The sequence below is a fragment of the Polaribacter sargassicola genome, assembly GCF_021991835.1.
In the GTDB taxonomy this organism is placed as follows: Bacteria; Bacteroidota; Bacteroidia; order Flavobacteriales; family Flavobacteriaceae; genus Polaribacter; species Polaribacter sargassicola.
The window spans coordinates 1-296 of sequence record NZ_JAHDAU010000187.1 but is presented as its reverse complement, the minus strand read 5'-3'; the positions used below and the strand labels follow the sequence as shown (position 1 = coordinate 296).

Below are 296 nucleotides of genomic sequence, written 5' to 3'. Positions count from 1 at the left end.
CGCCGTGCTGCTGAACCTGCTCGCGGGGCGGCTCATGGTCGAAGGGGATCTGGCGGCGGCGGTGGAGGCCGGCGAGCAGGCGCTGCGGATCGGGCGCGAACACGGCTTCGACAACGTGATCTCGGTGGCGGCGAACCTCATCGCCAGCAGCCGGCTGCATCTCAGTGAGGTCGATCGGGGGCTGGAGCTGTACGAGCTGTCGTGGGAGCACGCCTGCGACACCGACGCGAAACTGCGCTACTGGGTCAACCATTCCGACTCGCTGAGCACGCTCGGGCGCTACCGTGAGGCGCTGA

The 296-nt window shown here is 68.6% G+C and carries 1 protein-coding gene; it reads left to right on the top strand.

All coding sequences use genetic code 11. The annotated features are described in order from the left end of the window. On the top strand, positions 1-296 hold a 296-nt coding region (locus KI686_RS16425), incomplete at both ends, for a hypothetical protein (protein WP_237590391.1).